The 12,719-nt window shown below is 30.3% G+C and carries 8 protein-coding genes and 1 other RNA gene; all 9 read right to left on the bottom strand.

Translation table 11 applies throughout. The annotated features are described in order from the left end of the window. Positions 1-568 precede the first annotated feature (568 nt). Positions 569-2,830, bottom strand: a complete 2,262-nt coding sequence (locus QM495_RS10425) for an aconitate hydratase (protein WP_408672048.1) — start codon at positions 2,828-2,830, stop codon at positions 569-571. 178 nt (positions 2,831-3,008) lie between these two features. Beyond that, positions 3,009-3,308, bottom strand: an RNA gene (gene rnpB / locus QM495_RS10420) — RNase P RNA component class A. A 158-nt stretch (positions 3,309-3,466) separates the two neighbouring features. Continuing rightward, positions 3,467-4,591, bottom strand: coding sequence for a molecular chaperone DnaJ (dnaJ, locus tag QM495_RS10415; protein WP_408672047.1), 1,125 nt, complete (start codon positions 4,589-4,591; stop codon positions 3,467-3,469). Between the two features lie 10 nt (positions 4,592-4,601). Then, on the bottom strand, positions 4,602-5,129 hold the full coding sequence (locus QM495_RS10410) for a nucleotide exchange factor GrpE (RefSeq protein ID WP_408672046.1): 528 nt from the start codon (positions 5,127-5,129) through the stop codon (positions 4,602-4,604). A gap of 171 nt (positions 5,130-5,300) precedes the next feature. Then, positions 5,301-6,608, bottom strand: a complete 1,308-nt coding sequence (murA, locus tag QM495_RS10405) for a UDP-N-acetylglucosamine 1-carboxyvinyltransferase (RefSeq protein ID WP_408672045.1) — start codon at positions 6,606-6,608, stop codon at positions 5,301-5,303. A gap of 18 nt (positions 6,609-6,626) precedes the next feature. Next, positions 6,627-7,280: a DUF4290 domain-containing protein gene (locus tag QM495_RS10400; protein ID WP_408672044.1), complete on the bottom strand. Its 654-nt coding sequence runs from the start codon at positions 7,278-7,280 to the stop codon at positions 6,627-6,629. Positions 7,281-7,345: 65 nt separating this feature from the next. Then, positions 7,346-9,673 (bottom strand): ATP-dependent helicase, encoded by a 2,328-nt coding sequence (locus tag QM495_RS10395; RefSeq protein WP_408672043.1) that lies wholly within the window; start codon positions 9,671-9,673, stop codon positions 7,346-7,348. Between the two features lie 75 nt (positions 9,674-9,748). Then, on the bottom strand, positions 9,749-10,969 hold the full coding sequence (locus tag QM495_RS10390; RefSeq protein WP_408672042.1) for a hypothetical protein: 1,221 nt from the start codon (positions 10,967-10,969) through the stop codon (positions 9,749-9,751). Positions 10,970-11,228: 259 nt separating this feature from the next. Continuing rightward, on the bottom strand, positions 11,229-12,638 hold the full coding sequence (locus QM495_RS10385) for an OmpP1/FadL family transporter (RefSeq protein WP_408672041.1): 1,410 nt from the start codon (positions 12,636-12,638) through the stop codon (positions 11,229-11,231). Between the last annotated feature and the right edge of the window lie 81 nt (positions 12,639-12,719).

Raw genomic sequence — 12,719 nt, 5'->3', positions numbered from 1 at the left:
ACCTTCTTGCTCTCTAATACATCTCAATATTTGACAGCAAGCCGATTCATCAGGAAAATATTTATAGAATTCTGATAATTTCATAATACAAAGATAAAATATTTTAGGTAATATTGCGGATAATATCTAGAAAATATTATATTTGCAAAGCTAATTGTAGTCTTCTTTTTTTGTCATATACTAAAATTATAATTTCAATAAGAGTGATGATTTAAAAATAGTTCTTTTGTAGTTTTAGGTTTAATATTGGCATGTGCAAATTTCAAATATTCTATTTATGAGTGGGTTTTAGCATGACATACAACTGTAATATACCACCTAACGGAGGCTCTAATGTCAAACTAATAATTTTATACCCATACCATAATTTACTTAAGTGATTCCTCGTTTTGCTATTGGATAACATTCAGCACTGATATGGAGAATTTTCATAAAAACTATTTTAATGGAAAAAGTTACAAAAAATTCTAATACTAATTCTCTAAAAAAATAATAGTTTAGGTTTTTATTTGAATAAAAAAAGGGAAACTTTAAAGTTTCCCTTTTAAAAAATTAAAGTTAAAACTAACTATGCATTTCCCTTTTTAATTAAATTTAATGCAGAGCCTTCTTTATACCATTCTATTTGACCTGCATTATAAGTATGGTTTAATTTAATAGTATCTAAATTACCGTTAGCATGTACAATTTCTAATGTTAATTGTTTTTCTGGTGCAAATTCATTTAAATCTAAGAAATTAAATGTATCATCTTCCAAAATTAAGTCATAATCTGCTTCATTAGCAAAAGTTAACCCTAACATTCCTTGTTTTTTTAAATTTGTTTCGTGAATACGTGCAAATGATTTTACAATAACAGCAACCACACCTAAATGACGAGGTTCCATAGCAGCATGTTCTCTAGAAGAACCTTCACCGTAATTTTGATCACCAATTACAATACTTGGCACACCTGCAGCTTTATACGCTCTTGCAACATCTGGCACAGCACCTACTTCACCTGTTAATTGATTTTTAATTTTATTTGTTGCTTCACCAAAAGCATTTACAGCACCAATCAAACAATTATTTGAAATATTATCTAAATGACCTCTAAAACGTAACCAAGGTCCTGCCATTGAAATATGGTCTGTTGTACATTTTCCAAGGGCTTTAATCAATAATTTAGCTCCTTTAATTTCACTACCTAACGGAATGAAAGGCGTTAATAATTGTAACCTTTTAGAATCATCATTAACAATAATGTTAATATTAGAACCATCTTTTATTGGTGCTACATAACCTGGATCTTTAACATCAAAACCTTTTGGAGGTAATTCAAAACCAACAGGTTCTTTTAACATAACCTCTTCTCCATTTTGATTTATTAATTTATCAGTCATTGGATTAAAATCTAATCTACCTGCAATTGCTACTGCTGCAACCATAGAAGGTGAAGCTACAAAAGCATGCGTATTAGGATTTCCATCAGCTCTTTTTGAAAAATTACGGTTAAAAGAGTGAATTATAGAATTTTTTTCTTCTTTATCTGCTCCTTCTCTATCCCATTGTCCAATACAAGGTCCACAAGCATTTGTAAATATTTTAGCATTTAAATCTTTAAAAATATCTAACAATCCATCTCTATCAGCGGTGTATCTCACTTGCTCAGAACCTGGATTGATCCCAAATTTAGCTTTTGCAACAATATGATTATCAACTGCTTGTTTTGCAACAGAAGCAGCTCTTGATAAATCTTCGTAAGAAGAATTTGTACAAGAACCTATCAATCCCCAATCAACTTTTAAAGGCCAACCATTTTTAGTAGCTTTTTCAGTCATTTCACCAACAGGAGTTGCTAGATCTGGAGAGAATGGTCCATTTAATATTGGTTTTAATTCATCTAAATTTATTTCAATTACCTGATCAAAATAATTTTCAGGATTTGCATATACTTCATCATCACCTGTTAAATAAGAAGCTATTTTATTTGCTTCATCAGCAACCTCATTACGATTTGTAGCTCTTAAATAACGTTCTATAGATGCGTCGTAACCAAAAGTAGATGTAGTTGCTCCAATTTCAGCACCCATATTACAAATAGTTCCTTTTCCAGTTGCAGATAAAGATTTTGCTCCTTCCCCAAAATATTCAACAATACAACCCGTACCACCTTTTACAGTTAATATGCCTGCAACTTTTAAAATAACATCTTTAGGTGCAGCCCATCCAGATAATTTTCCTGTTAATTTGATTCCTATTAACTTCGGAAATTTCAATTCCCAAGGCATTCCTGCCATTACATCTACGGCATCAGCACCACCAACACCGATAGCAATCATTCCTAAACCACCTGCATTTACAGTATGAGAATCAGTTCCAATCATCATTCCTCCTGGGAATGCATAGTTTTCTAAGACTACTTGATGAATAATTCCTGCTCCTGGTTTCCAAAACCCGATTCCATATTTATTAGAAACAGAAGCTAAAAAGTTAAATACTTCACTACTTGTATTTAGTGCGTTTTGCAAATCTTTATCGGCACCAATTTTTGCTTGAATTAAATGGTCACAATGTACAGTTGTTGGTACTGCAACTTTACTTTTACCTGCTTGCATAAACTGCAATAAAGCCATTTGAGCAGTTGCATCTTGACAAGCAATTCTATCTGGAGTAAAATCCACATAATCTTTTCCTCTAGTAAATGCAGTTTCAGCATTTCCATCCCACAAGTGATTGTATAATATTTTCTCAGCTAAAGTTAAAGGTTTACCTACAACTGTTTTAGCTGTATCAACTCTTTCAGTCATTCGGTTATAAACACCTTTAATCATTTTAATATCAAAAGCCATATTTTATATATTTTTATTTAATTATTTTATCTATGCGAAGTTACAAAAAATGATGTTCTGAATTAAATATTTCACAATATCAAGTGCATTTTTAAATATATAAATATTAAAAACCATGTTTTTTTCTAAATACATAAAAAACACTAGCTAAAACATTACAAATATTAAGAATATGATAAAATTAAGTAGGTCTATAAGCCGGATTTTGTACTTAAAAGTTCTTATCATTTATCTAGGCTATAAATTACTCTATAACTCAAGCTGCCCACCCCTTGAAATAGAGCGAGTAACTCTAAAATTTCAATATACGTGACATTTCACCGCATAGAGTTTACCTGGTTTCACTACAGCCGAACTGTACTTGCTTTCTGTTGCACTTGTCCTCAACTTGCGCTGGACGGGTGTTACCCGCTATGCTTACTCTTTGGTGTCCGGACTTTCCTCTCCGTAAAAACGGAACGATAAGACGACCTACTTAATACTGCAAAAATAGGTTAATAATTATTCAAAAAAAAACCCACTCACAGTGTGAGTGGGAAAATTGCTATGAAAAAGAAAAAGTATTATTAGATATTTCACTAATAACCTTTATCAAATATACTTTTTTTTCTTTTAAAAAAAAATAATTTCTTTATTTTAAGAAAACATGTCTTTAACTTTTTCAAAAAAAGATTTATCAAATTTTGAAGGATTTGGTTCGAAATTTTCATCATTCTTCATTTTCTCGAAGAATTCTTTTTGTTCTTTCGAAAGATTTTGAGGTGTCCAAACATTCACATGAACTAACAAATCACCATTTCCATAATGATCTATACTTGGTAAACCTTTACCTCTTAATCGTAATATTTTACCTGATTGTGTTCCTGGTTCAATTTTAATTTTAACTTTTCCCGAAACAGTATCAATATTTTTACTTGCACCCAAAATTGCTTCTGATAAATTAATATATAAATCAAAATGTAAATTTGTGCCTTCTCTTTTTAACGTATCGTGTTTAATTTCTTCAATAACAACAATTAAATCACCATCTATTGAATTTTTACCAGGAGCTGCATTTCCTTTTCCATTTACTTTTAATTGAACACCTTCTGTAACTCCTGCTGGTATTTTTATTGAAACTATTTCTTCCTTTACTTCAAGCCCACTACTATCAGCTCCCTTAGGACGTTTATCTAGAATTTCACCTGCTCCTTGACATGAAGGACATGTAGAAGCCGTTTGCATACGGCCTAAAATAGTGTTTGTTACACGCATCACCTGTCCTTGACCATTACAGGTAGTACACGTTTTAAATGTAACACCATCAGCTTGAATTTTTCTACGAACTTTAACCTTCTTTTCTACACCGTTTGCAATTTCTTCAAGTGTTAACTTCACTCTAATACGTAAGTTGCTACCTTTAACACGAGCTCTTCCTCGAGAGCCTCCACCTCCAAAACTCCCACCAAATCCACCACCGAAAATATCACCAAATTGACTGAAGATGTCTTCCATATTCATTCCTCCGCCACCAAAACCACCAGCTCCAGCACCTCCATTTTCAAATGCTGCATGACCATATTGATCATAGCGAGCTTTTTTATTGTCGTCACTTAAAATTTCATAAGCTTCAGCTGCTTTTTTAAAATTTTCTTCAGCTACTTTATCTCCAGGGTTTTTATCTGGATGAAATTTTATTGCTTTTTTTCTATACGCTTTTTTAATTTCTGCGGGTGTAGCATTTTTTGAAATGCTTAATATTTCGTAGTAATCTTGCTTCATTTTTTTCGAATTATTGTCCTATAACAACTTTAGGATATCTTATTACTTTATCTCCCAATTTATAACCTTGTTCAACTACATCAATAACTTTTCCTTTTAAATCATCTGATGGTGAAGGAATTTGAGTGATGGCTTCATGCAATTCTACGTCAAAAGTATCACCTTTTTTTACTTTTATATGGCTTAATCCTTTTTGAGCTAAGGAATTTTGAAGTTTATTTTTAATTAACTCCATACCTTTTAGCAATTCTTTATCTTTTACCTTTTTAATTTCTGCTAAACCTCTGTCAAAATCATCTAATATTGGCAATAAAACTGTCATTAAATCTTCATTGGCAGTTTTAAATAGTTCTATTCGTTCTCTTGATGTGCGCTTTTTATAATTTTCAAATTCAGCAAATAAACGTAAAAATTTATCTTTTTCTTGAATAACATCCTTTTGTAATTGCTCTTCAATACTAATTTCTATAGTTTCTTCTTGCTGAACTTCTTTTTCTTCCAAATTTTTATCTTCTTTATTTACCTTTTTTTTGCTCATGCTTTTTACTTCAAAAATTTAATATTTTAATGTCTGCAAAAGTATTGCCATTTTTTTTAATATGCCAATATGACACTTATATTTATTTATTAAATTATACCTCTATAAAATGCAAGAAATTCCTATTTTCATAGGAATTTCAATAGTTATTTTTTGGAGTTAAAACTAATCTTAATCGATTCTTGTAATTTTGGCTCCAATAGCTCTTAAACGTTCATCTATATTTTGATAACCTCTATCTATTTGTTCTATATTTTGAATTGTACTTGTACCTTCTGCTGATAGTGCTGCAATTAGTAAAGAAATACCTGCTCTAATGTCAGGTGAAGTCATTGTTGTTGCTTTCAAACAAAATTCATGATTCATACCTATAACTGTTGCTCTGTGCGGGTCACAAAGAATTACTTTTGCTCCCATATCAATTAGTTTATCAACAAAAAACAAACGACTTTCAAACATTTTTTGATGTATAAGAACACTTCCTTTTGCTTGCGTTGCAACCACCAAAATAATACTTAATAAATCTGGCGTAAAACCGGGCCAAGGAGCGTCTGATACTGTTAAAATTGAACCATCTATGTAATTTTGAATTTCGTAACTATCTTGTTCTGGAATAAAAATATCATCGCCTCTACGCTCTAAATTAATTCCAATTTTTCTAAAAATTCGAGGTATTAAGCCTAAATTATCCCAACTAACATCTTTAATAGTAATTGAAGATTTTGTCATAGCTGCCATACCAATCCAACTTCCAATTTCAATCATATCTGGTAATATTCTATGGGAACAACCTTTCAACTCATCAACACCATCAATTATTAATAAATTAGATCCAACTCCTCTAATTTTAGCGCCCATGCTGTTCAACATTTTACACAATTGTTGTAAGTATGGTTCACATGCAGCATTATAAATTGTTGTTAAACCTTTTGCTTTAACAGCTGCCATTACAATATTTGCGGTACCAGTTACTGAAGCTTCATCCAATAGCATATTTGCTCCTATTAATTCATTGGCTTCAACACCATAAAACATTTCGTTTTGGTTATATCTAAAAGTAGCTCCTAATTTTATAAATCCTTCAAAATGAGTATCTAATCTACGTCTACCTATTTTATCACCTCCTGGTTGTGGAATATAGCCTTTGCCAAAACGTGCTAATAATGGACCAACAATCATTATAGAACCTCTTAAAGAACTTCCATCTTTTTTAAACTTATCTGATTCCAAATAATCTAAATCAAGTTCGTCAGCCTGAAAGGTATAAGTATTCGTATCTACTTTATTTACTTTCACTCCTAATTCCCCTAAAATAAAAATTAATTTATTGACATCTCTAATGTTTGGAATATTGCTAATTGTAACTTTTTCAGCTGTTAATAAAACTGCACAAATAACTTGTAAAGCTTCGTTTTTAGCACCTTGAGGAGTTATATTACCACTTAATTTATGACCTCCTTCAATTTTAAATGTAGCCATTTTTTATTTGCATTAATTTTATTGTTTTTTCTTTGGTCTTTGCCTATTTGTATGATTTTGTTTATAGTTTTGTTTGTGGTTACTTTTATGAGTTGTCTTTCTTTTTCTTAATAAATCTTTTACTTCTGATAATATTTCATTTTTATCACTTAAATCTATTTTTCCATGCGATAGTTCTAATAAGTGTTTAAATATAATAACATCATCAACTGTATCTTTATTCCAATTTAAATAACATTTTTTCATGTGATTGGCAATTGTAAAATATAATGCCTCACGTTCTTCACCTTCTTTCCAAGTTAAAGCCATATCAATCATAGTTTGTATATTATTCCCATAATATCTATATTTTGATGCTGATTTTGGATATTCTAATTTTTCTGGTTTCTCTAAAAGTGCTTCTTTTTTTAATTTTTCATAAGGAGAATCAACATCTAATTTAAAATTGGCCATAATAAATAGCTGATCCCATAATTTATGCTTAAAATCTGGAACATCTCTTAAATGAGGTTGTAAATTTCCCATAACATCAACAATAGCTTTTGCCATTTTATTTCGTTCTGCTATATCATCCAAAGCAATGCAATAGTCAACTAATTTTTGAATATGACGACCATATTCTGGGATAATTAAATGTGGTCTGTCCGCATTGTATTCTAAATCAAATTCCATGTATCTATTTCTTCTATTTTATAAGATGCAAATTACAATATAAATATTGGTTTCACAATGATATTTTAGCTTATAATTGTGAGCTTTGCGAATTGTAGTAATAATTTTTTAACACCTACGGAAGCAAATCTTATTTCAGCTTTTTGATTTGCTCCTGAGCCTTCTAAACTAATAACTTCTCCTTTACCAAACTTTGTATGTGTTACAATATTGCCTATACTGATAGAACTATTGAATAAATTTGAAGGTGAAAGGTTCGCTTTTGTAACTTTTTTTAGATTTTTTGGTGGTGAAAATTGTAGCTTTTGTACTACTGTCTTTTTTATTGGTGTACGCTGAACAGGTTTTTTAAATCTAATTTTATTTTGAGGTACACTTCCAAAAATATCTTCATCTAAAAATTTATGTTGTTTTGGAATAGGTGCTTTAATCGTTAAAAACTCTAGGTATTGTTCATCAATTTCTTCTAAAAACCTACTTGGCTCACAATCTATTAATTTTCCCCAACGATACCGTGTTTGTGCATACGTTAAATATGCCTGTTTTTCAGCTCTGGTTAATGCTACATAAAATAATCTTCGTTCTTCCTCTAATTCACTTCTTGTATTCATACTCATGGCTGAAGGAAATAAATTTTCTTCTAAACCAACAATGTACACATACGGATATTCTAGGCCTTTTGCCAAATGAATCGTCATTAATGAAACTCTTGGAGTGTCATCTTTCTTTTCACTGTCAAAATCGGTAGCAAGGGCGACATCTTCAAGAAAAAAAGCTAAAGAATCTTCTTCTTCTTTTTCTTTTTGAACATCCACAAAATCTTTTAACCCATTTAATAATTCTTGAATATTTTCAACTTTACTAACACCTTCTGGTGTGCCATCACTTTCTAAATCTTTAACCAATCGAGTTTGCTTAATTACAAATTCGGCTACTTCAAAAGCATTTTTTGTTTGTGCTTCAATTTGAAAATGTTGCATCATTGTAACAAAATTCAACAGTTTTGTTTTTGTGCCTGCATTTATATTTATATCGAGCTGATTTAACGTTAACAATAACTCAAAAATCGACTTTTTATAATGGTTTGCTGCAACCGATAATTTATCTATAGTTGTTGCACCAATACCACGTGCAGGATAATTTATAATCCTTTTCAAAGCTTCTTCATCGTTATGATTTATCAATAAGCGTAAATAAGCTAGTGTGTCTTTAATTTCTTTACGTTGGTAAAAAGACAACCCTCCATAAATTTTATATTTTATATCTTTTTTCCGAAGTGCATCTTCAATGGCTCTAGATTGTGCATTGGTACGATATAAAATTGCAAACTCAGAATTTTTAAGTTGCAAATTCATTTTATTATCAAAAATTGAATTTGCAATAAACCTACCTTCTTCAGCTTCTGTAAAAGTTCGCATTACTTTTATTTTTGAACCTGCATCATTAGCTGTCCAAATTTGCTTGTCTAATTTTGTCTTATTTTTTTGAATTATACTGTTAGAAGCATCTACAATATTTTTTGAAGATCGATAATTTTGCTCTAATTTAAAAATACTGACCTTATCATAATCTCGCTGAAAATTTAAAATATTTTGAATATTTGCACCTCGAAATGAGTAAATACTTTGAGAATCGTCACCTACTACACAAATATTTTGAAAACGATCAGCCAAAGCCCTCACTATTAAATATTGGGAATGATTTGTATCTTGATACTCATCCACCAAAATATATTTAAAACGGTGTTGATATTTTGCTAAAACCTCAGGAAAACGTGTTAATAATTCATTTGTTCTTAACAATAAATCGTCAAAATCCATTGCACCGGCTTTAAAACAACGCTCTACGTATTGGTTATAAATTTCTCCAATTTTTGGACGGCTTACCATTTTATCGGCTTCCATTAATTCAGGATTGTTATAATATGCTTTTACTGTAATTAAGCTATTTTTAAAAGAAGAAATCCGATTTAAAACTTGTTTTGCCTTATATCTATCTTTATCTAATTGCATTTCTTTAATAATGGAAGAAATCAAACGGACTGCATCTTGCGTATCGTAAATTGTAAAATTAGAAGGAAAACCTAAATGATGCCCTTCAGAACGTAAAATACGTGCAAAAACCGAGTGAAAAGTACCCATCCACAAATTCTTAGCTTCAGAATCTCCAACAACAGTTGCAATACGGCTTTTCATTTCTCGTGCTGCTTTATTGGTAAAAGTTAAAGCTAAGATATGAAACGCATCAACATTATTGTGCATTAAATTAGCAATTCTGTACGTTAAAACACGTGTTTTACCGGAACCTGCACCAGCAATAATAATCATGGGGCCTTCTTTATGTAAAACAGCTTCTCGTTGCGATTCGTTAAGATTTTGTAAGTAATTATTCACAGGAATTCTTTAAAAACCAAAAGTACTATTCCAAAATTAATTGGGCAATAAAAGTTATTGACAAAGTTACTTATATTAAACTGATAGCTTTTTAAACTGGTTTACAAACAATAGTAATAAACCAACTACCATGCATATACTAAAAATTAATAGTAATAAATTATAATTATTAATTGGAGTGAGTCTATTCAAAAATAAAAATCCTTGTAAAAATAATAGTGTTTCAGTTGCAAAAACTCCAACTAAAAAAGTAATTATCCCCAATTTTGAAACTTTCGTTTTAAACGATATTATTTGAAATTTATTTAAGATTAAAAGCAATAAAACACTCATAAAAGCTAATGTAAATAAATGTAAATAGCCAATAATAAAAAATGGTTTTAAAGCTAATGACTTTTCAACAATAAAAGGAAATGCTGAAGTAATTTGAATTATTATTTTTAAGCTATAGGCAAACATTGCAAATTTTAATAAAAATTTAGAAATTGAATTCCATTTTAATTGTTTTAAAGCTTGACGCAGTATTTTTAATAAAAAAACTAGTGAAATGAACTGTAATATTGAAGCAGCAAAACCAACCACGTAAAATACTGAAGATACATGACTCCATAAAATAGATAATGCATACGCTGGTAAACAAGCAATGTTTAAATAGATAAAGAAATTTACTGCATTTTTGTTAGAGAATATGATATTTTGATTCTCGAAAATTTTAAATAACAATCCAAATATCACAAAAGCAAAGTACCCATTATACAAAAAGTGTAAATAAAAATAAATTGTGTTATGGTATAAATCTGTTTTACCCTGAGTAACAATAACTCCAGCCAAAAACCAGGTTGCTAAGCTTGATAGTAGATAATAATAAATACCATATTTAATTAACTTTACAGCAATACTATTTCCATTTAAATCCTTTAAAATTCTATAAGACAGCACATAACTTGTTATGCCAAAAACTGAAAGTAACACAATAGAAAACGTCTTATAACCACCTAAAGGAAAACTAATTAACATTAAAGTAATGGTAACTAATATAGTTATAAGTGTTATAGAATAAATTTTTTTATATTTATTTTGAATTTGAACAAAATTTGTAAGAATGGCTGCAATAGTTGTAATATAACCCCATCCTAAAAATGCTACATGAGAATGACTTTGCAATAAGTGTTTATAATTTACAAATTGCAAAGGAAACGTAAAATTCCATCTCATTAACACCCCATAAATTGCTGATAAAACAAATAATAAGAGTGCATAAAGATAAAGAAATTTACTATTTTTTATAAAAACCATTTTTTTAGTTTTGGATTACATTCTTATTTACGCGTCATGCTTATTTCTATAACAAACTAATTTATATTAATGAAACCCTGAAACAAGTTTAGGGTGACGAGCATTTTATGATTAATTATGGACATCAAATTTTAGTTTTATAGTATGCAAATAAACATGAATTAAATTAAATTCTTTAAATTTTGCATAAAAAAAATGGCTTCAATTCGAAGCCACTTTTAATTTATAAACTTTGTAGGTTGATTATTCTTTAATGAACTTATTTTTTATCAAATGTATAGGTGATACCTATCATAACAAGATCAGTAGTCATATCATATCCAACTGAACTTGGAAAAGCACCTAATGGGTTTGTATCTGCATTCCAAGGACCACCCATAACATCTGGTGTTGGATCCAGCATTGTTCCTTCTGTTTTCCCATCACTAGTTCCATGATGGTATAAAGCATCTAACATAAAGTTATCATTAATAGGGTAGCTAAATCCAAATTGAAATGCATGTTTAATAATTGCACTAGCAGGCATTGAGAAAAATGCCAATTCATCTTTAATTGGATTGCTACTATAAGTATATCCAAAGCGTAAAGGTAATTTTTCAATTCCTTTATATTGTATTCCTGCTGATATAACATTTATACTATTCCAACCAAAACCATTAACAGCACCAGTAGGCATACCAGCTCCAGGACCAGAAGTTGCAATTTCCCATCCTGATTTTTCAAATCCATCTGCATTTTCATAATCTATATAACGGTAATCTAAAGCTAAATCAAATTTTGATTTTGAATAACCCAAACCAATAGAGTAAACAGCAGGATAGTTCATTGTAAACTCAGCATCATTTGCTACAGTACCATCTAAATATTTACTATCAAATTTCATTGCTCCAAAATATTGTTGTGTTTTATAAGCTGCTCCTATTTTAAATCCACTTTGCGTATCATAAAACATCCCTATTTGTGCACCAAAACCAAGTGACGAAGCTTTATCACTTAATGGGTATCCTTTACCTGTTCCACCCATTGCAACAGGAAAATCTGGTCTTACTAAAGGATTAGGGCCTATTTCTAAAGCTCCATAATTTATAGTTGGCTCTATACCTATTGAAAACTTTTCTGAAACTTGATATGCCCAAGTAAATCCAATTTGTAACAACATATAATCTGAAGCTAAATTACCAAAACCATTAAATTCTTGTGGAAAGTTAATTGGGTTTGCTGGCTCCATTGGGTTAAAATTTGGGCTACCTGGATTATTGCTTTCAGTAGGAAAATCAACACCAAAACCACTAATACCAAATGCAGAAACACCAAACGTATGTTTACTACCTTCTTTACCCCAAACATAAGCTATTGCAGGCATAGGAGAAAGTCCTTTATCATCTTCAGTAGAACCACTAAAAGTAAAACCACTTCCCGGATCTGTTACTGTAGAGTATAATTTTGGAGAACCTGAAAAAGCTCCAATGTCAAATTTTAATATTTTTCCATCAAATACAGATATCGCTGCAGGATTCCATTGTAAAGCCCCACTAATATCTAAAGGTTGTGCAGTTGCAGCTCCACCCATAGACATATTAAATGCACCAACTCCTTGCATAATGTGCCCTGTTTGGGCAAATGTTGCTGATGTAAAAAGTACAACTGCTAGTTTTAATAAATTTTTCATAATTTCAAATTAAATTTAATGTTCTTTAGTTATGTAACAATTATTACAAATTAACACTAATAATAACATTTGTTACAAAGC

The sequence above is a fragment of the Lutibacter sp. genome, from assembly GCF_046055765.1.
Lineage (GTDB): Bacteria > Bacteroidota > Bacteroidia > Flavobacteriales > Flavobacteriaceae > Lutibacter.
Note: the sequence above shows the minus strand (reverse complement) of the source record. Positions and strands in the feature narration are given on the sequence as shown.

Excerpts from the sequence above, each read along its gene's own strand:
- QM495_RS10390 (WP_408672042.1), bottom strand. The coding sequence starts at position 10,969 with ATGGTTTTTATAAAAAATAGTAAATTTCTTTATCTTTATGCACTCTTA.
- dnaJ (WP_408672047.1), bottom strand. The coding sequence starts at position 4,591 with ATGAAGCAAGATTACTACGAAATATTAAGCATTTCAAAAAATGCTACA.
- QM495_RS10385 (WP_408672041.1), bottom strand. The coding sequence starts at position 12,638 with ATGAAAAATTTATTAAAACTAGCAGTTGTACTTTTTACATCAGCAACA.
- QM495_RS10425 (WP_408672048.1), bottom strand. The coding sequence starts at position 2,830 with ATGGCTTTTGATATTAAAATGATTAAAGGTGTTTATAACCGAATGACT.
- murA (WP_408672045.1), bottom strand. The coding sequence starts at position 6,608 with ATGGCTACATTTAAAATTGAAGGAGGTCATAAATTAAGTGGTAATATA.
- QM495_RS10410 (WP_408672046.1), bottom strand. The coding sequence starts at position 5,129 with ATGAGCAAAAAAAAGGTAAATAAAGAAGATAAAAATTTGGAAGAAAAA.
- QM495_RS10400 (WP_408672044.1), bottom strand. The coding sequence starts at position 7,280 with ATGGAATTTGATTTAGAATACAATGCGGACAGACCACATTTAATTATC.